Annotated in this window: 17 protein-coding genes; 11 read left to right on the forward strand and 6 right to left on the reverse strand. The window is 62.1% G+C overall.

Going from position 1 to position 19384, the window contains the following annotated elements; all coding sequences use genetic code 11:
* Window positions 1-9 precede the first annotated feature (9 nt).
* The 5 genes from relA to KHO49_RS21810 form a co-directional block, all read right to left on the reverse strand.
* Window positions 10-2253 carry a GTP diphosphokinase gene (gene relA / locus KHO49_RS21790; protein ID WP_102880557.1) on the reverse strand — a complete coding sequence of 748 codons (2244 nt, stop codon included), beginning with the start codon at window positions 2251-2253 and terminating at the stop codon, window positions 10-12.
* 122 nt (window positions 2254-2375) lie between these two features.
* Window positions 2376-3728, reverse strand: a complete 1353-nt coding sequence (gene rlmD / locus KHO49_RS21795; protein WP_213665813.1) for a 23S rRNA (uracil(1939)-C(5))-methyltransferase RlmD — start codon at window positions 3726-3728, stop codon at window positions 2376-2378.
* Entirely contained in the window at window positions 3728-4630 is a 903-nt protein-coding gene (cysM, locus tag KHO49_RS21800) for a cysteine synthase CysM (protein ID WP_102880559.1), read from the reverse strand. Before cysM ends, rlmD begins: the two co-directional genes overlap by 1 nt.
* A 116-nt stretch (window positions 4631-4746) precedes the next feature.
* A complete protein-coding gene (locus tag KHO49_RS21805; protein ID WP_102880560.1) occupies window positions 4747-6102 on the reverse strand; it encodes a sensor histidine kinase in 1356 nt (451 codons plus the stop codon).
* Window positions 6089-6811 (reverse strand): response regulator transcription factor, encoded by a 723-nt coding sequence (locus KHO49_RS21810; RefSeq protein ID WP_102880561.1) that lies wholly within the window; start codon window positions 6809-6811, stop codon window positions 6089-6091. Before KHO49_RS21810 ends, KHO49_RS21805 begins: the two co-directional genes overlap by 14 nt.
* A 218-nt stretch (window positions 6812-7029) precedes the next feature.
* Here KHO49_RS21810 and KHO49_RS21815 point away from each other — a divergent pair, with 218 nt between their 5' ends.
* The 4 genes from KHO49_RS21815 (at window position 7030) to KHO49_RS21830 (ending at window position 11765) form a co-directional block, all read left to right on the forward strand.
* Window positions 7030-9783 (forward strand): response regulator, encoded by a 2754-nt coding sequence (locus tag KHO49_RS21815; RefSeq protein ID WP_110594713.1) that lies wholly within the window; start codon window positions 7030-7032, stop codon window positions 9781-9783.
* Between the two features lie 63 nt (window positions 9784-9846).
* Window positions 9847-10836 carry a 2-hydroxyacid dehydrogenase gene (locus KHO49_RS21820; protein WP_102880563.1) on the forward strand — a complete coding sequence of 330 codons (990 nt, stop codon included), beginning with the start codon at window positions 9847-9849 and terminating at the stop codon, window positions 10834-10836.
* A gap of 90 nt (window positions 10837-10926) precedes the next feature.
* Complete coding sequence (locus tag KHO49_RS21825; RefSeq protein ID WP_102860734.1) at window positions 10927-11364, forward strand: hypothetical protein; 438 nt, start codon at window positions 10927-10929, stop codon at window positions 11362-11364.
* Entirely contained in the window at window positions 11361-11765 is a 405-nt protein-coding gene (locus KHO49_RS21830; RefSeq protein ID WP_102860733.1) for an META domain-containing protein, read from the forward strand. The genes KHO49_RS21825 and KHO49_RS21830 overlap by 4 nt, the downstream gene beginning before the upstream one ends.
* 72 nt (window positions 11766-11837) lie before the next feature.
* On the opposite strand, the gene KHO49_RS21835 is transcribed toward KHO49_RS21830, so the two are convergent.
* Entirely contained in the window at window positions 11838-12302 is a 465-nt protein-coding gene (locus KHO49_RS21835) for a TlpA disulfide reductase family protein (protein WP_102880564.1), read from the reverse strand.
* Between the two features lie 139 nt (window positions 12303-12441).
* Here KHO49_RS21835 and arsC point away from each other — a divergent pair, with 139 nt between their 5' ends.
* From arsC to KHO49_RS21870, 7 genes are all read left to right on the forward strand, one after another.
* Window positions 12442-12795, forward strand: coding sequence for an arsenate reductase (glutaredoxin) (arsC, locus tag KHO49_RS21840; protein ID WP_102880565.1), 354 nt, complete (start codon window positions 12442-12444; stop codon window positions 12793-12795).
* Window positions 12792-13397, forward strand: coding sequence for an NAD(P)H:quinone oxidoreductase (gene wrbA / locus KHO49_RS21845; RefSeq protein ID WP_102860730.1), 606 nt, complete (start codon window positions 12792-12794; stop codon window positions 13395-13397). Before arsC ends, wrbA begins: the two co-directional genes overlap by 4 nt.
* The gene (locus KHO49_RS21850; protein WP_110594719.1) at window positions 13390-13812 is read left to right on the forward strand and encodes a DUF2069 domain-containing protein; all 423 of its coding nucleotides are present in this window, start codon (window positions 13390-13392) and stop codon (window positions 13810-13812) included. Before wrbA ends, KHO49_RS21850 begins: the two co-directional genes overlap by 8 nt.
* Window positions 13813-13937: 125 nt before the next feature.
* Window positions 13938-14609: a DNA-3-methyladenine glycosylase I gene (locus KHO49_RS21855; RefSeq protein WP_102880567.1), complete on the forward strand. Its 672-nt coding sequence runs from the start codon at window positions 13938-13940 to the stop codon at window positions 14607-14609.
* Between the two features lie 430 nt (window positions 14610-15039).
* Window positions 15040-15705, forward strand: coding sequence for a lipopolysaccharide core heptose(II)-phosphate phosphatase PmrG (gene pmrG / locus KHO49_RS21860; RefSeq protein ID WP_213665814.1), 666 nt, complete (start codon window positions 15040-15042; stop codon window positions 15703-15705).
* Between the two features lie 241 nt (window positions 15706-15946).
* Entirely contained in the window at window positions 15947-17698 is a 1752-nt protein-coding gene (gene arnT / locus KHO49_RS21865) for a lipid IV(A) 4-amino-4-deoxy-L-arabinosyltransferase (protein ID WP_213665815.1), read from the forward strand.
* Window positions 17699-17801: 103 nt separating this feature from the next.
* Window positions 17802-19337, forward strand: a complete 1536-nt coding sequence (locus KHO49_RS21870; RefSeq protein ID WP_213665816.1) for an ArnT family glycosyltransferase — start codon at window positions 17802-17804, stop codon at window positions 19335-19337.
* Window positions 19338-19384 lie beyond the last annotated feature (47 nt).

Consider the following 19384-nt stretch of genomic DNA (forward strand, 5'->3'; position numbering starts at 1 on the left):
ATGCGGGCATCACGGGGTTCGATTGCGCCGGGTCTCGATGATGTTCGGCAGCTGGGAGATGCGCCCCAGCAAACGTCCCAATGCATCCAGGCCCGGAATTTCGATGGTCAAGGACATCAACGCCGTGTTGTCCTCCTTGTTCGAGCGCGTATTGACTGCCAGTACGTTGATCCGCTCGTTGAGCAGCACCTGGGACACGTCACGCAGCAGGCCGGAACGGTCGTAGGCGCGAATGATGATGTCCACCGGATAGGTGAGCACCGGCACCGGCCCCCAGCTGACCTGGATGATCCGCTCCGGCTCGCGACCGGCCAGTTGCAGCACCGAGGCACAGTCCTGGCGGTGAATGCTCACGCCACGGCCCTGGGTGATGTAACCGACGATCGCATCCCCCGGCAGCGGCTGGCAGCAACCCGCCATCTGGGTCATCAGGTTGCCCACGCCCTGGATCTGGATGTCGCCACGCTTGCCCGGCTTGTAGCCGGCGGCCTTGCGCGGGATCAGTTCCAGCTGTTCATTGCCGCGCTCGGGCTCCACCAGTTGCTGGGCCAGGTTGACCAGTTGCGCCAGGCGCAAATCGCCCGCACCCAGAGCCGCGAACATGTCCTCGGCAGTCTTCATGTTGGCCTTGTCGGCCAACTTGTCGAAGTCCACCTGAGGCAGGTCGAGACGATTCAGCTCGCGTTCCAGCAGGGTCTTGCCGGCGGCGACGTTCTGATCGCGAGCCTGCAGCTTGAACCAGTGGACGATCTTCGCCCGCGCCCGGGAAGTGGTGACGTAACCCAGGTTCGGGTTCAGCCAATCGCGACTCGGGGTGCCGTGCTTGCTGGTGATGATCTCCACCTGCTCGCCAGTCTGCAGGCTGTAGTTGAGCGGCACGATGCGCCCGTTGATCTTGGCGCCACGGCAGTTGTGGCCGATCTCGGTGTGCACCCGATAAGCGAAGTCCAGCGGCGTGGCGCCCTTGGGCAGGTCGATGGCGTGGCCGTCGGGGGTGAAGATGTACACCCGATCCGGCTCGATATCCACCCGCAGCTGTTCGGCCAGGCCACCGATGTCCCCCAGCTCCTCGTGCCATTCCAGCACCTGACGCAGCCAGGAGATCTTCTCTTCGTAATGGTTGGAGCCGGATTTGACGTCGGTACCCTTGTACTTCCAGTGGGCGCACACCCCCAGCTCCGCTTCCTCGTGCATCGCGTGGGTGCGGATCTGCACTTCCAGCACCTTGCCCTCAGGGCCGATCACCGCGGTGTGCAGCGAGCGATAGCCGTTTTCCTTGGGGTTGGCGATGTAGTCGTCGAATTCCTTGGGGATATGCCGCCACAAGGTATGCACGATGCCCAGTGCGGTGTAGCAGTCACGCATTTCCGGCACCAGCACCCGCACGGCGCGCACATCGTAGATCTGGCTGAACTCCAGACCCTTGCGCTGCATTTTGCGCCAGATGGAGTAGATGTGTTTGGCCCGCCCACTGATGTCGGCGTTGACCCCAGTGGCCTTCAGTTCGTTCTGCAGCTGGTTCATCACGTCGCTGATGAAGCGCTCGCGATCCAGGCGCCGCTCATGCAGGAGCTTGGCGATCTGCTTGTATTGCTCGGGCTCCAGGTACCGGAAGGACAGGTCCTCCAGCTCCCACTTGATATGGCCGATGCCCAGGCGATGAGCCAGGGGCGCGTAGATGTCGAAGACTTCCCGGGCCACTCGATTGCGCTTCTCTTCGTCGGCGCTTTTCACCGCACGAATGGCACAGGTCCGCTCCGCCAGTTTGATCAGCGCCACCCGCACGTCATCGACCATGGCCACCAGCATCTTGCGCAGGTTCTCAACCTGGGCCTGAGTGCCGAGTACCAGGGACTGGCGAGGACTGAGACTGGCGGTGATGGCAGCCATGCGCAGCACACCATCGATCAGCTTGGCCACCACCGGACCAAAACGCTGGCTGACCGCTGGCAACTGGATCTGGCCCTCGCGGACGCCGCGGTACAGTACCGCGGCGACCAGGGAATCCTGGTCCAGTTTGAGATCAGCAAGGATCTCGGCGATCTCCAGGCCCGTGCTGAAACTCGACACGTCCTCGGAGCTCAGGCCTTTGGCGGCAATGTGTTGTAGCTCGGCCTCACGAGCGAACTCGCAGGCCTCTTTCAAGGCTTCACGGTCCAGTACCATGTCGACGCTGACCGTATGATCAAGCCATGCCTCGAGATTGATACTGCCGTCGGTGTTGATCGGCTGGTGCGCTCTCACCTGTACCATCTTGCTTTACCTTCCCTACGACGCACATTCAATGCGTCAAATCGCTGATCTTCAACGCTCGGGCACAGCTCGCAGGGCCAGCGAACCACACCAGAAAGATCAGTCGGATTAGACAAGCCATCCTAGCTCGCTTCGAATAACGCCATGGCCTCGACATGCGCCGTCTGAGGAAACATATCGAGGATCCCGGCACGTTTTAACCTATAGCCCTGCTTGATCAGTTCGACCGTGTCACGAGCCAAAGTTGCCGGATTGCATGACACGTACACCAACCGCTTGGCACCCAGGCTCGCCAAGTGGCGGACCACCTCGAAAGCACCGTCGCGGGGTGGGTCCAAGAGTACCGCAGAAAAGCCTTCATCAGCCCACTCGGCAGCACTCAGAGGTTGGGATAAATCGGCTTGAAAAAAGCGCGTGTTATGCAAATTGTTGCTGGCAGCATTTTCAGCGGCCCGCGCCACCATGGTCGCCACGCCTTCCACTGCCACCACTTCCCGCACCTGCCGAGCCAGCGGCAAGGCGAAGTTGCCCAGGCCACAGAACAGATCCAGCACCCGCTCCTGAGCTTGCGGCGCGAGCCACTCCAGAGCCTGGGCCACCATCGCTTCATTGACCCCCGCATTGACCTGGACGAAGTCACCCGGCCGATACGCCAGGTGCAGATCCCAGGTCTCCAGGCGATAACCCAGTGCCTGCGATGGATCAAAGGGGTGCGGCTCGCCTTCACCGTGCAGCCACAATTGCGCCTGATGGAAATCGCAGAAGTCCTTGAGGATCGTCAGGTCGCTCTCGGACAACGGCGCCATATGGCGCAACAGCACCGCTAGCGCCGAACCACTGAACAACTCCACATGCCCCAGTGCCTGAGGCTTGCTCAAGCGTCGCAGCATAGCGGGCAAACGGTTCATGACAGGTTGCAAAGCCTGTACCAGCACCGGGCAATCGTCGATGGCGACAATGTCCTGGCTACCGGCAGCACGGAAACCCACCTCAAGTTGCTTGCCCTTGGCGTCCCAGCGCACCGCCACCCGGGCGCGACGCCGATAGCCGAACTCGGGACCGCTCAAGGGAGCGGCCCAGGCCTCGGGCTCGACACCCGCGACCTTGGACAACTGCTCGGCGAGCATGCGCTGTTTCAGGGCAAGCTGTTCGGCATGGGGCAGGTGCTGGACACTGCAACCGCCGCAACGCCCGGCGTGGGCGCAGGCCGCCGGGCGACGCAGATCACTGGCGTTGAAGATGCGCTCGGCACGGGCCTCCACCACTTTGCCGTGGCTGCCCAACACCCGAGCTTCGACTTCTTCACCGGCCAGGGCACCGCTGACGAACCAGGTACGCCCTTCGACAAAGGCAATGCCACGGCCGTCGTTGGCCAGACGCTGGATAGTCAACCGCTGCTTCTTGCCCACCGGAATCTGTGGGGCCCGGCTACCGCCCGCAGGCTGGAAGCGCAGGCCTCTCTCGTGCTTAGCCATCAGTTGGGCGCATCGAAAATGCCGGTCGACAGGTAACGATCGCCACGGTCACAGATGATCGCGACCATGACCGCGTTTTCCACTTCCCGGGACAGGCGCAGCATCGCCGCCACCGCACCACCGGAAGACACGCCGCAGAAGATGCCCTCTTCCCGAGCCAGGCGCCGGGTCACGTCTTCAGCTTCGCTCTGGGCCATATCGACGATGCGATCGACCCGGCTGGCCTGATAGATCTTCGGCAGGTACTCCTCGGGCCAGCGGCGAATGCCGGGAATCGCCGAGCCTTCCATCGGCTGCAGACCCACGATCTGCACCTGGGGATTCTGTTCTTTGAGATAGCGCGAAGTGCCCATGATGGTGCCGGTGGTGCCCATCGAGCTGATGAAGTGGGTGATGCTGCCCTGGGTCTGGCGCCAGATTTCGGGACCGGTGCCAGTGTAGTGGGCCTCCGGGTTGTCGCCGTTGGCGAACTGATCGAGCACCTTGCCACGGCCTTCGGCCTGCATCCGCTCGGCCAGGTCACGGGCGCCTTCCATGCCCTCTTCCTGGCTCACCAGGATCAGCTCGGCACCATAGGCGGTCATTGCCGCCTTGCGCTCGGCGCTGGAGTTGTCGGGCATGATCAGGATCATCTTGTAACCCTTGATCGCGGCAGCCATGGCCAGGGCGATCCCGGTGTTGCCCGACGTCGCTTCGATCAGGGTATCCCCGGCCTGGATCTGCCCACGCAACTCGGCGCGGGTGATCATCGACAGTGCCGGGCGGTCCTTGACCGAACCCGCCGGGTTATTGCCCTCGAGCTTGAGCAGCAGGGTATTGCTGGTGGCGCCAGGCAGGCGCTGCAAACGAACCAGCGGGGTGTTGCCGACGCAATCGGCGATGGTTGGGTACTGCAAGGTCATGGCGTATTCGCAATCCAGACTGCGGGGGCGCCTATCATACCGGCAAACGCCCAAGCGCCATATCACGCAAAGTGCGGGGCTTATGGCTTATTGATATAAGGCGACACAGGGCCGTCTCAAGCCGCCAGCAAGCGCATGTGAACACGCAAGCCATGGGCCGTGTTCTGCGCCCACAAACGACCTCCCTGGCGCTCCACCGCATTGCGCGCAATGCTCAGGCCGAGGCCGAAACCTCCATCTCCCGGCCGTGAACCGTCCAGACGGATGAACGGATCGAACATCCGTTCCAACGCCTCTTCCGCTACCCCCGGCCCTTGGTCGTCCAGCCACAGATGCCAATATTCAGCGTCACGTCGACCATCGAGGATGACCAGAGCCCCGGGTGGCGAATGCCGGATGGCATTGCGCAGGATGTTTTCCAGAGCCTGGGCCAGGGTATTGAGATGCCCGCGCACCCAGCAATCCGCCGGCAGATCACAGCGCAACTGCGCTGGGGACCAGCCGCTCTCGAAGCAGGCGTTCTCGCTGAGCATTTCCCACAAGGCCTGGACCTGAATCTGCTCCTCTGGCAGCGGTGCCCGCTCGGTGTCCAGCCAGGCCAGTTGCAGGCTGTCCTCCACCAGGCGCTGCATAGCGTCGACTTCCCGGGACAAGCGCTCACGCAATGCCCCCAGGCTCTGCTCGCTGTCGCAAGCCACCCGCAGACGACTCAAGGGAGTGCGCAACTCGTGGGACAGGTCCCGCAGCAACTGCTGCTGCACAGCCACGGTGCTTTGCAGCCGCTCGGACATCTGATCGAACGCTCGCCCCAACTCCCCCAACTCGTCCTTGCGCTGAGTGGTCTCGGTGCACAGCCGCACATTCAACTGCTCCGCACGCCAGGCATTGGCCTGCTCCCGCAACTGATTGAGCGGCACCACCAACAAGCGGTACAAGCCCACGCACAGCAGCAGCGTGAAGAGTCCGGGGATCACGCCGTTGGTGATCACGCGCCAGAACACCCGGTATCGCCCGGGCATGAAACGCTGCGGCAGCTCGATGACCAGACTGCCGAGAGACGGATCATCGGGGAACGGAATTTTCAGCCAGGGCAACCCACGGCTGTGCCGGCTCACCGGCCAATCCGCCCCCCGCAGGAACGTCAGGCGCTGAGCCTCGGCCGCTGTCAGCGGGTAGCTACTCAGGGCTTGCAGATCACTGCCGATGACGCCGACCCAGGTTTTCTCACGACCGGCCATTTCCTGGATCCAGGCATCGACGCCGGCATGCTGGCCGGTCCTCCAGGCTTGTTCCGCTTCCTGCGCGTAACTGCGCAAGGTAGCCCGGGCTTCATCGGCGAGGTACAGGTTCTTCTGCTCAACATAGCGCCCCCAGGACCAGCTCAACCAGATCATCAACAGACAGAACGCCACCAGCAGGCATGCCAGCTTCCAGAACAGCGAGTGCCGGCCCGGCAGATCAGACCAGTTCATCGAAGGCACTCAGCACATAGCCCTTGCCCCACACCGTACGCACTTCACGTTCGCTGTAGCCCAGCGCCTTGAGCTTGCGACGTATCTGACTGACATGCATGTCCAGACTGCGATCGTGGGCCGCATACCCACGTTGCAGGACATGCTGATAAAGGAAGGCCTTGCTCAGCACCTCATCGACGTTGCGGTGCAGGGTTTCCAGCAGGCGGTATTCGCTACGGGTAAGGCCGGCCGGGCGCTCGGCAAAGAACACGTCACACAGCTCGTCATCAAAACGCAGGCTCTGCACGCTGCTGCTGAGTTTCGGTGGTGTCGGCCGCCGGTCCAGGGCCACTCGCCGCAGGATGGCTTCGATGCGTACCCGCAGCTCGGCCATGCTGAAGGGCTTGGGCAAGTAGTCGTCGGCGCCCAGGCGGAATCCACTGATGCGATCGGCCTCTGCTCCCAGGGCCGACATCAGCAGCACCGGCGTGGAGTGACTCTGGCGAAAGTGGGTCAGCACCTCCAGGCCGTCCATGCCCGGTAACAGGATGTCCATCAACACCACATCGAAGGCTTGCCGACGCGCGATACCCAGACCTTCCTGGCCATTCTGGCACCAGGTCACGGCAAAGCCGCAGCGCCCCAGTTGCTCATGCACATAGGCACCGAGCACCGGGTCGTCTTCAATTGCCAGGATACGGGGAGGCTCAACAGCTACGGGAGTCATTAGCTTCTGCAAGTCATTCTCAGTTGGGCGATTATTCAAGATTGCCCGGATTGCGGCAACCAGCGCCTTGGTCGTAGCCCCCTATCCGCCCTCCGGCTGTCGGCTAACGGTCTGCAATTTGCCAAGATCAGCCCCTGGCAAATCGTTACACTGCGCAGGTGGCGCATCACGGACGTGCCCGTCGACCTTTCAAAACAGCGTGGAAGCAGGAGAGTTGCGTGCTCAAGAAACTGGGAATCAAAGGCCGCGTACTGTTGCTGACCTTACTGCCCACCAGCCTGATGGCTTTGGTACTGGGCGGCTACTTCACCTGGATGCAGCTCTCCGACCTGCAGACCCAACTGCTGCAGCGCGGCGAAATGATCGCCGAACAACTGGCCTCCCTGGTGGCGCCGGCGATGGGCAACCGCAACTCGCCGATGCTCGAACGCATCGCCACCCAAGCCCTGGAACAGCAGGACGTACGCGCGGTGTCATTCCTTGCCCCCGATCGCACGCTCATGGCCCACGCCGGCCCCAGCATGCTCAATCCACCGCCCAGCGATAACAGCACCCACATCATGCAACGCAGTGGTAATGACGCGACCCGCTACCAACTGCCGGTCTTCGGCCGCCACCGCAATCTGGCCGGTGATCTGATCCCCGATGAATCAGACCGTTTGCTGGGCTGGGTGGAACTGGAGCTGTCCCACAGCGGCATGCTGTTGCGCGGTTACCGCAGCCTGTTCGCCAGTCTGCTGTTGATTGCCGCCGGCCTGGCCGGTGCAGCCCTGCTGGCAGTGCGCATGGGGCGGACCATCAACAACCCACTGACCCAGATCAAGCAGGCCGTGGCGCAACTCAAGGACGGCAACCTGGAAACCCGCTTGCCGCCCTTGGGTAGCCACGAACTGGATGAACTGGCCTCGGGCATCAATCGCATGGCCAGCACCCTGCAAAATGCACAGGAAGAATTGCAACACAGCATCGATCAGGCCACCGAAGACGTGCGCCAGAACCTGGAAACCATCGAGATCCAGAACATCGAGCTGGACCTGGCGCGCAAGGAGGCCCTGGAGGCCAGCCGGATCAAGTCGGAATTCCTGGCCAACATGAGCCATGAAATCCGTACACCCCTCAATGGCATTCTCGGCTTCACCCACCTGCTGCAGAAAAGCGAGCTGACGCCGCGCCAGCTGGACTACCTGGGCACCATCGAAAAGTCCGCCGACAGCCTGTTGGGGATCATCAACGAGATCCTCGACTTCTCGAAAATCGAAGCCGGCAAGCTGGTGCTCGACAGCATTCCCTTCAACCTGCGGGACTTGCTGCAGGACACCCTGACCATCCTCGCCCCGGCAGCCCACGCCAAGCAGCTGGAACTGGTGAGCCTGGTCTATCGGGATACGCCTTTGTCCCTGGTGGGCGATCCACTGCGGCTCAAGCAGATCCTCACCAATCTGGTGAGCAACGCCATCAAGTTCACCCGCGAAGGCACCATCGTCGCCCGGGCGATGCTGGAAGAAGAACACGAAGACAGCGTGCAACTGCGCATCAGCATTCAAGACACCGGCATCGGCCTGTCCAACCAGGATGTTCGCGCTCTGTTCCAGGCCTTCAGCCAGGCCGACAACTCGTTGTCGCGGCAACCCGGCGGCACCGGGCTGGGGCTGGTGATCTCCAAGCGCCTGATCGAACAGATGGGTGGCGAAATCGGAGTCGACAGCACCCCGGGCGAAGGCTCGGAATTCTGGATCAGCCTGAACCTGCCGAAAACCCGCGATGACGCCGAGGACCTGCCGGGTCCGCCATTGCTGGGGCGACGCGTAGCGGTGCTGGAGAATCACGAACTGGCCCGTCAGGCCCTGCAGCATCAACTGGAAGACTGCGGCCTGGAAGTGACCCCGTTCAACACCCTGGACGCCCTGACCAATGGCATTACTGGCGTACACCAAAGCGACCAGGCCATTGACCTGGCGGTGCTCGGCATCACCACCAACGACATGTCTCCCGAACGCCTGAGCCAGCACATCTGGGACCTGGAACACCTGGGCTGCAAAGTCCTGGTGCTGTGCCCGACCACCGAACAGACGCTGTTCCACCTGTCGGTCCCCAACCCCCACAGCCAGTTGCAGGCCAAGCCGGCCTGCACCCGCAAACTGCGTCGCGCCCTGTCTGACCTGGTCACCCCGCGCCGGGCCCGCAGCGAGCCGGAGGAAAGCCTCTCCAGCCGTGCGCCACGAGTCCTGTGTGTCGACGACAACCCGGCCAACCTGCTGCTGATCCAGACCTTGCTGGAGGACATGGGCGCCAAGGTGCTGGCGGTGGACAACGGTTACGCAGCCCTGAACGCGATCCAGAACGAACCTTTCGACCTGGTGATGATGGACGTGCAAATGCCGGGCATGGACGGCCGACAAAGTACCGAGGCGATCCGCCAATGGGAAAGCGAGCGCCATGGCACGCCACTGCCCATCGTGGCCCTGACCGCCCATGCCATGGCCAACGAAAAACGCGCCCTGCTGCAAAGCGGCATGGACGATTACCTGACCAAGCCCATCAGTGAACGGCAGCTGGCCCAGGTGGTACTGAAATGGACCGGGCTGGCCTTGCGCAATCAGGGCCCGGAGCGAGCCAATGAACGCTCGGAACTGAACCTGGAGCTGCAAGTGCTGGATCAGGACGAAGGCCTGCGCCTGGCGGCCGGCAAGGCTGATCTGGCGGCGGACATGCTGGCCATGTTGCTGGCCTCACTGGAGGCCGATCGCGAGGCGATCAACGCCGCTCGTGCAGCCAACGACCACAGCGCCCTGATCGAACGGGTCCACCGCCTGCACGGAGCCACCCGATATTGCGGAGTGCCGCAGTTGCGCGCCGCCTGCCAGCGCAGCGAAACCCTGCTCAAGCAGGAAGACGTCAAAGCCTTTGCCGCTCTGGATGAGCTGGACCACGCCATCAGCCGTCTCGCCGCCGAAGCGCGGATCAACGCCTGATCCAGGACAAGACCTGCCCGGCGCCCGGCCTGCATGCTGGGTGCACCGACCAAGGATGCAAGCATGCGTACGATTCTTTTCAGCAGCCAGACCTACGACCGTGAAAGTTTTCTCGGCGCCCGCCTGCCCACGGGTATCGAACTGCAATTCCAGGCCGCCCGCCTGAGCCTGGACACCGCGGCCCTGGCCGAGCGCCATGAAGTGGTCTGCGCCTTTATCAACGACGACCTGAGCGCTCCGGTGCTGGAGCAACTGGCCGCCGGCGGTACCCGGCTGATCGCCCTGCGTTCAGCCGGCTACAACCATGTCGACCTGCCCGCCGCCAAGCGCCTGGGCCTGGATGTGGTCCGGGTCCCGGCCTACTCGCCCCATGCCGTGGCGGAACATGCGGTAGCCCTGATCCTGGCGCTGAACCGACGCCTGCATCGAGCCTACAATCGCACCCGTGAAGGCGACTTCACCCTTCACGGCCTGACCGGCTTCGACCTGGTGGGCAAGACCGTGGGCATTGTCGGCACCGGGCAGATCGGCGCCACCTTCGCTCGTATCATGGCCGGCTTCGGCTGCCAATTGCTGGCTTACGACCCCTTCCCCAACCCTGCCGTCGAGGCCCTGGGGGCCCGCTACCTGAGCCTGCCGGAGCTACTGGCCCAGGCGCAGATCATCAGCCTGCACTGCCCACTCACCAACGACAGTCGCTACCTGATCAACCAGGACAGCCTGGCGCACATGCAGCCCGGGGCCATGCTGATCAATACCGGGCGTGGCGGCCTGGTGGATACACCGGCGCTGATCGACGCGCTCAAGAGCGGCCAACTGGGTTACCTGGGGCTGGACGTCTATGAAGAGGAAGCCCAGCTGTTCTTCGAGGACCGTTCCGACCTGCCCCTGCAGGATGACGTGCTGGCCCGGCTGCTGACCTTCCCCAATGTGATAGTCACCGCGCACCAGGCCTTCCTGACCCATGAGGCCCTGGCGGCCATCGCCGACACCACGTTGCACAACATCGCCAGCTGGGCTGCGGGCCAGCCGCAAAATCAGGTCCGTGGCTGAAATCCCGGTCACGGCCTGATCGAAGGTCGCCTGCCCGCAACCTGCGGCGCAGGGGCCCGTGCTAGCATACGCGGCAGATTTGGAGGACCCATGGTCGAACACGATTTCCGCTACAACCTGATGAACCCGCAACACACCCTGATCGAATGCCGCGCCCTGGTACCGGGTCGTTATCAAGTCACCGGCAACGGTGGTTCGATCCGTACCGACGACGTGCTGCTGGTCACCCTCAAGGGCAGCAAGGACCTGTCCATGCGCCTGACAGTCGACACCGTCCGCCACCTGATCAATCCGGTCGGCCAATGGGTCGCCGTGGCCCGTGGCCCGGTATTCGGCGAACTGGCGATTCATCAATGGCAAGTCAACTGCGACAGCTGCACAGCAGAGCTGAACTTCGAGTTCGCAGTGGACGCCAAGCTCGGCACCAAGGCCCAGAAACCTGCCGCCAGCGCACGAATTGCCGAGCTGGGCTGGGCCAGTGAGGGTGAACGCCACCTCTGCCCGAAATGCCAGCAGGCCGGCCAATGAAACGCCTGGCGCTGACTGCGGCACTGGGGGCCGGCCTGATGGGCTGCGCCGCCGAGCCGCTGAAGCTGCAGCAGGATCGCAGTTACGTCCTGGAATGGATCGGCGAACGGCCACTGATCGATTACAGCCACCTGACCATTACCTTGGGTGAAGACGGTCGCGCCTATGGCAATGGCGGCTGCAACCACTGGTTCGCGCCTTACACTCTGGACGGCGAAAAGCTCCGTTTCGGCAAGGTAGGCAGCACCCGCAAACTCTGTGCTCCAGCCTTGATGGAGCAGGAACGGCGCTTCCTCCAGGCCCTGGAAAGCGTGGAGCGCTGGGATGTTTCGCCGATCGAGCAAGTGCGCTTCTGGCCTGCCGAAGGCAAGCCGCTGCGCTGGTGGCTGGAAGAAGGCTGATCCGAACCGGGGCAGGTTGACCCCAACCCCTGCGGCCGCCGACGCTATCAGCGGCTGCAGGCAGCCCCCCCATCAATGACCGCGCAGGGCCTGCAATTTTGCCAGTACACCCGCGGCGGTCTGCTCGCCCAGCAGTTGCTCACGCACCTTGCCCTTGTCGTCAATGATGTAGGTCACCGGCAGCGCCTCGCTGCGTGGCAAATCGAAGAGTTGCTCGGGATTCTGCGCCAGCACCGTGAACTTGATCCCCAGTTTCTCACTGGCGCTCTTGAGCTCCTCGCCCTGCACATTGTCAAAATTGACCCCCAGCACGGTGGCCGACTGCCCTTTGAGCTGCTCGTTCAGGGCATTCAATTCCGGCACTTCTGTGCGGCAAGGCCCGCACCACTCCGCCCAGTAGTTGAGCACCAGCCATTGCTTGTCGAGGCGCTCGGCGGCGACTTTCTGGCCGTATTGGTCGACCCCGTAGTCATTCCCGCAGCCGCCAAGCAATAGGGTGGTGAATATCGCCAATGCTGCTGCCAATTGCCTTGCCATGCCGTGCTTCCTGTGTTGAAGGGTGCCTTGAAAAATGATCGATGACCGATAATCGCTGCGACCTATCGACTCCCAAGGTTCAGGAGAGTCCGTCGCGCGGGTAGAATAGCCGCCACCTTACGCAAGATGCGACCCGCACATGACCGATCTGACGCTTTATCACAACCCGCGCTGCTCGAAATCCCGCGGTGCGCTGGAACTCCTGGAACAACGCGGCCTGGCGCCGACCGTGGTCCGCTACCTGGAAACCCCACTGGACGCCACCCAGTTGCACCGCCTGCTGGGCAAGCTCGGCCTCAGTGCGCGCCAACTGTTGCGCACCGGCGAGGATGAGTACAAAGAGCTCAACCTGGCGGACACCCACCTCAGCGAAGAACAACTGATCGCTGCTATCGCCCAACACCCGAAACTCATGGAACGGCCGATTCTCGAAACCGCCGACAAGGCCATCATCGGGCGCCCACCGGAAAATGTGCTGGAGATCCTGCCGTGAGCGCGCCGTACATCCTGATCCTCTACTACAGCCGCAACGGTTCGACCAACGAGATGGCCCGGCAGATCGCCCGAGGCGTCGAACAGGCCGGCCTGGAAGCGCGCCTGCGCACCGTGCCGGGAGTTTCCACCGAGTGCGAAGCCGTGGCACCGAGCATTCCCGAAAGCGGCGCGCTGTACGCCAGCCTCGACGACCTGAAGCACTGCTCGGGCCTGGCCCTGGGCAGCCCGACTCGCTTCGGCAACATGGCAGCCCCGCTGAAGTACTTTCTCGACGGCACCAGCAACCTCTGGCTGACCGGCGCCCTGGTGGGCAAGCCCGCCGGCGTCTTCACCTCCACCGCCAGCCTGCATGGCGGCCAGGAAGCCACCCTGCTGTCGATGATGCTGCCGCTGCTGCATCACGGCATGCTGATCACCGGCCTGCCCTACAGCGAGTCGGCGTTGCTGGAAACCCGTGGCGGTGGTACGCCTTATGGCGCAAGCCATCATGCCGGGGCGGACGGCAAGAGCCCGCTGGACGAACATGAAATCGCCCTGTGCCGGGCCTTGGGCCTGCGCCTGGCGAAAACCGCTCAGCAATTGGAGAACGGCCGTGGCTAAAAAGCCGAAGATCCTGCCCGCGGTGGAATGGCTGGAACCTCGGGTCCGGATAGCCCGAATCCTCAGCCTGATCTGTTTTTTCGGCCTGATAGGCCTGCTCTGCGTTTACTACCTGCTGCTAGCCGACCTCCACGGCGCCCGGCCCTGGGTGATCCTGCTGATCGAACTGGTGCCCCTGCTGTTGATGGCACCGGGCATGCTCAGCGGCAGTGCTCGCGGACACGCGTGGATGTGCTTTGTGGTCAACCTGTACTTCATCAAGGGGGCTCTGGCGGCCTACGACCCGAATCGCCAGCTGTTCGGCCTGCTGGAAATGTTCGCCAGCCTGGCGGTATTCACCTCGGCACTGCTCTACGTACGCTGGCGCTTCCAGCTCAATCGCCGGCTCGCCGGCGAAGGTGCCAACCCGGCCTGACGCCCCGCAACACTCTGGTTCCCCCGGGCATGACATCGCCCGGGAACCTTGCATCGCCGTTTCGGCGCCCCCACCTTGGTCAGCAGACTTCTTGACCCATACTCCCGAACCAACCCGGAGCAGGCATGCACGATTACAAATGGTTGAACGAATACTGTCTTAATCGCTTCGGTTCCGCCGCAGCCCTGGAAGCCCAGTTGCCGACGCCAGCGAACAACGACTACCTGCGTTCATTGAGCGCTGATCGCTACTTGTCGACCCTGGCGTTGCGGGTTTTCCGCGCCGGGTTGAAACACAGCCTGGTGGACGCCAAATGGCCGGCGTTCGAACAAGTGTTCTTTGGCTTCGATCCAGACAAAGTGGTGCTCATGGGCGCCGAGCATCTGGAGCGACTGATGCAGGACACACGGATCATTCGCCATCTGGGCAAGCTCAAGAGTGTGCCGCGCAATGCCCAGATGATCCTTGATGTAGAAAAGCAGCACGGCAGTTTCGGCGCCTTCATTGCCGACTGGCCGGTCCAGGACATCACTGGGCTCTGGCAATACCTGGCCAAGCACGGCAACCAGATGGGGGGGCTTTCCGCCCCACGTTTCCTGCGCATGGTGGGCAAGGACACGTTCATCCCCACGTGGGACGTCGTGGCGGCCCTCAATGCCCAGAACATCATCGACAAGGTGCCCAGCAGCAAGCGTGACCAGGCCCTGGTCCAGGAAGTGTTCAACCAGTGGCAGCAAGAAAGTGGTCGACCGCTGTGCCAGCTGTCGGCGATGCTGGCCTACACCGTCAATCACTGATCCCCCATCACCAACATGGCTCTCTGCCCGGCACAACGGGCAGGGAAACATCCGTTCTCAAACTCCTCCAGCTCAAGCTGACAATAAGCTGAACTAAACGTGAGTTTTTTCTTCCGCTGTTTATTATCGGATAAAGTTCACTTCGCACTTGCCGCCACGATAAGAGCGATAGATAGACAGTTAACTGCAGCCACATTCTGCGGGCCAATAGATGAATAAGCCCTGACAACAAAGCACTGATCAGGCCAACAACCTGAACCCAGGCTGTCAGGTTTAAAAGAACTGTCGCCATTCATTCGTTTTTTTCACATTGCTTTCACTCTCCGCCCACCTGGCCCGACCTAAATTGGCCCCAGTTGCGGCGAGGGCAGCGGTGAGCGCATGCCGTTCTTTTCAGAACTCCTGGCAAAAACCTAATCAGGTAAACGACGTGGTCAATACTGCTGAATCCGGTACTGGCGGCAAGACAATCCGCAGCGTACGCATCCTGGCTGGCATCTGTGGGGCAGCCCTGGCGATCCTCGTCTGCGGCTTTGTCCTGTGGCCAGCCACACCACTGGACCTGGGTGTCGACAACCAGATGCAGCAAGCCGGCTTCTATCGCCACTGGCAAGACGGCGAGGTGATTGCCCTGGTGCGACATGCCGAGCGCTGCGACCGCTCCGCCAATCCCTGCCTGGGGCCTGCCGATGGCATCACCCTGCCTGGAAGCCGCATAGCAAGCGACGTGGGCCAGGCATTCCGCACTCTGGGCATGGCCTCCACCGACGTCATCAGCAGCCCGGCAACCCGTACCCGGCAAACCTCGGAATTCATGTTCAAGCGGCCGGTGCAGACCCAGGACTGGCTGAGCAACTGCGGCAAACACTTCGAAAACCAGATCAAGACGCACAAGTTGTTCAAGCGCAACCTGATCCTGGTTACCCACAGCGATTGCATCAGTGACCTGGAAAGCCAGCTGGGCTTTGAACATGCACTGGCCAGTCATTACGCCAGTTCGCTATTTGTCACCCTGAACGTAAACGGAACCATGGAAGTACTGGGCATTATCAATGCTGAAAGCTGGCGACAAACTCTTAAGGGCCCTCTCGAGTAACTTTCAACTATTTTTAACAACTTCCCAACAGACTTCACTCGAAAAGCAGACACACTCACTCGCCAACTAATTGAGCTTATAAACCCTTGAACCAAGAGAGCGCCCCTCTCACTTACAACAAGGTCTATCAAACAGGCGAAGCCAAGTATATTTTTAAACCTTGAGAACCCCGGGCACTCGACAACATTTTACAGTTCATCACTCATACCTGATGAATGTAGCGAAGCACCGTTTTCAACACATGACTCAGAGGACACAAATGCAGCGCACTTTACCGCCGCAGGCTAATGGAACAAGCATCACGCCTTCCGGCTATACCGTGGGCGGGAGTACAACCAGCGACATCCAGCGCTGGGCACTAGCCTCCTTGCTGCTGGCCTTCGCCCTGTTCTACCTGCTGCCGCTGACCAGCCACGGCCTGTGGATTCCGGATGAAACCCGCTATGCACAGATCAGCCAGGAGATGCTGCTTCGCGGGGATTGGGTGTCCCCGCACTTCATGGGCATCCGTTACTTCGAAAAACCCATTGCCGGCTACTGGATGATCGCCATCGGCCAGGCACTGTTCGGTGACAACCTGTTCGGCGTGCGTGTTGCCTCGGCCCTGAGCACCGGCCTGAGCGTACTGCTGGCTTACCTGATCACTCGCCGGATCTGGAACGACCCGCGCAAGAGTTTTGCCGCCGCCCTGCTTTACATGAGCTTCGGTCTGATCGCCGGGCAAGCCGGGTACTCCAATCTCGATCCCCAATTCACCTTATGGGTCAACCTCAGTCTGGTGGCGCTCTGGTTCGCCCTGGACAGCCAGACACCAGGCGGTCGCTTGCTGGCCTGGGGCACCTTGGGCGCCGCCTGCGGCATGGGTTTCATGACCAAGGGCTTCCTGGCCTGGCTGCTGCCGGTACTGATCGCCCTGCCCTACATGCTCTGGCAACGACGTTTCGGCGAGTTGCTGCGCTTTGGCCTGGTGGCCGTGCTGGTGGCGATTGCCATCAGCCTGCCCTGGGTCTTGAGCATTCATGCCCATGAACCCGATTTCTGGCGGTTTTTCTTCTGGCATGAGCATATCCGCCGCTTTGCCGCCGACAATGCGCAGCACACTCGCCCCTGGTGGTTCTACCTGCCGTTGCTGGTGGTTTCGAGCCTGCCCTGGGCGGCCTTGCTGCCAGGCACCCTGATTCAGGCCTGGAAGGACAAGCACCAGGCGGCCACCGGTTACCTGCTGTTGTGGTTGCTGCTGCCGCTGGCGTTCTTCAGCCTGAGCCGCGGCAAGCTGCCGACCTACATCATGCCCTGCCTGCTGCCCTTGGCCGTGCTCATGGGCCATGCACTGATCCAGTGGATCAGTGCAGGCAAGGCCCGAACTGTTCGCCTCAACAGTCTGCTCAACCTACTGATCGGCTTCGCTGCATTAGTGGCGCTGGTGGTGATCCAGATCACCCGCCCGGTGTACGACCACGACGAAATGCTCAGCCTGTCCCTGGTGTTCATCATGCTCATGGGCTGGATCATCGCCAACCTGCTGCCGGCCTCCAGGCCTCTCAACTACTGGGCAGCACCGGCCCTGGGCATCTGGCTGCTGGTAGCGCTGCTGCCTGCGGGAATGCCCGGCTTGATCGTGCACAACAAGATGCCGGACCAGTTCATCAAGGAACACCTTGCGCAACTCCAGCAGACCGGCAGCCTGCTGAGCAACGACCTGGGGGCGGCCTCAGCACTGGCCTGGCGCCTGCAACGCCCGGACGTGGCTCTGTACAACACCGAGGGCGAACTGAAATACGGCCTGGCCTACCCTGAATCGACCCAGCGCAAGGTCAGCATGGCCGACGTTGGCCAATGGATCAGCGACGCACGCAAACAGGGATCGGTGGGTGTGGTGATGCGGGTCAAGGACGTACTGGAGAACGAAGAAGTCGCCCTGCTGCCGCCGGGCGGCAAGCGCTACGAGCAAGGCAACATGCTGATCCTGATCCTGCCGGCTACTCAACCCTGACCAAGCTGCCCAAACGCCTGCCTGAGAGCGTCAGCGTCGACCACCATCGGCGCTGGCATTCCTGGTCCTTTCCTTCCACCACCCGGCCTGCGCAAACCCACCCATGAAAATCTGCAATAGCGAACGCAAGGATCTGATCCTGCTTCTGGGCGTCAGCGCCCTGATCCTGCTGCTCGGCCTGGGCTCCCGTGAGCTGTGGGGGGCGGAAACCCGCTGGGCCAACATTGCCTTGCAGATGCTGCAGAGTGGCGACTACTTCGACCCCTACCTCAAGGGCGCTCCCTATTACGACAAACCCCTGCCGTCCTACTGGTTGATCACCGCCAGCGCCTGGCTGACCGGGGGCCTGGGGCACTGGTCGCTGCGGCTGTCCTCGGTGCTCGCCGGGTGGCTGAGCATCTGGCTGGTATACCTGCTTGGCGAGCAATTGTTTCACAAGGGCACAGGGCTGATCGCCGGCTGGATGCTGGCCACCACCTTCTACTTTGCATTCTGGGCCCGGGTGGCCACCGCGGACATTCTCACCGTGTGCGGGGTCTTGGCAGCAGTGTGGTGGTACTGGCGAGGGCCAGAAGACACTCGCTTGAGTCGCTATTGCCTGTTCTTCCTGCTGTTGGCGGCGACTTCGCTGCTCAAGGGACTGATCGGTTTCGTCCTGCCGGGGCTGATCCTGCTGCCACACTTGCTGAACCAGGAACGCTGGAAGCGTCACCTCAATCCGCGCCTGTGCCTGGCGGTGCTGATGGCTGCCCTGCTGTACATGGTGCCGTTCGTGCTCTCGCACCTGTATGGCGCCCCGACCTACGCTGAAAGCGGGCTGAGCCTGGTATTCCGGGAGAATGTGCAACGCTTCTTCGATCCTTTCGACCATATCGGACCGATCTATACCTACCTGATCTACCTGCCGGCCTACACCTTGCCCTGGGCACCCTGCTGGGTACTCGGCCTCTGGGTAGCGGCGCGTCACTGGCGCCAGCTACAACCCAATGAGCGCTGGCTGGTCTGGGCCCTGGGTTTGTTGTTCCTGTTCTTCACTGCCAGTGGCAGTCGGCGCAGCTATTACGTCCTGCCTCTGGTGCCGTTCGCCCAGCTGTTAGGGGCCTGGTGGCTGAACCGCCACCTGCTCCAACGACGCGCCAGCGGCAAGCCCAGCGAACGCGGCTGGGCCATAGGCTTTGCCAGCGCAGCGGTGGTTCTGCTGCTGGTGCTGGGGGTGGCCTACCCCTGGAGCAACGGCGGAGGCGGTGTCATCCAGTTCGGCACGCAGGTCAGGGCCGAAGCAAGCCGGATTGCCCCCTGGCATCAATGGCGGATGGTGATGGTCGAGGTGGATAACAAAGTGCCGCTGTACCTGCAGAATCAGGGAGCGCCCTTCTACTACGTCGCCGAAACCCAGGACTTCCCGCGCTCTGGCACCAGCGCAGACTTCATGGCCTGGCTGGACAGGACCAGCGGCCAGCATTGGGACCCCCAGCGCACGCTGATCCTGGTGCAACAGCGTGAGAATGAACCGTTGATGCTCGGCTACCTGGGCAAGGATCATCAACTGGTGCGCACGCTGCCGACCAACGGTGAACGGCTGGCGAAAAGAAAAGCCGAGGGCAGTGTTGCTTTCATTCCTCAGGCTCTCGAGGACTGAAGCCCCCTCGCCACGCCGGATAGCAACCGGCATGACGATAAAGACTC

The organism is Pseudomonas sp. RC4D1 (genome assembly GCF_018390395.1).
Classification (GTDB): Bacteria; Pseudomonadota; Gammaproteobacteria; order Pseudomonadales; family Pseudomonadaceae; genus Aquipseudomonas; species Aquipseudomonas danubii.